Source organism: Psychrobacter sp. TB20-MNA-CIBAN-0197 (genome assembly GCF_040309765.1).
GTDB lineage: Bacteria > Pseudomonadota > Gammaproteobacteria > Pseudomonadales > Moraxellaceae > Psychrobacter > Psychrobacter submarinus.
On the sequence record NZ_JBEOPC010000233.1, the window covers coordinates 1 to 340 of the forward strand.

General features: G+C 57.6%; 1 protein-coding gene. It reads left to right on the forward strand.

The features are described 5' to 3' along the window. The coding region (locus AAEY83_RS13460) for an ATP-binding cassette domain-containing protein (protein WP_351059550.1) at positions 1 to 340 on the forward strand (340 nt) is incomplete at both ends.

Sequence of the window (340 nt, forward strand, 5' to 3'; positions counted from 1 at the left end):
CGACCATTCAGAAAGGCGTGGCCGGTGCTGAAAGCATTTTCGAGCAACTCGACGTTGAACCGGAAATCGATACCGGCACGATCGAGCGTGATCGGGTCAGTGGCCACCTGGCGGTGAACAACCTCAGCTTCACTTACCCGGGCACCGAACGGGAAGTGCTGAAAAACATCAGCTTCACCGCGTCACCAGGTCAGATGATCGCACTGGTCGGGCGTTCCGGCAGCGGCAAGTCGACGCTGGCCAGTCTCATTCCGCGCTTCTATCACCACGAGACTGGCGAAATTCTGCTCGATGATGTCGAGATCGAAGATTATCGCCTGCGCAATCTGCGCCGCCATGT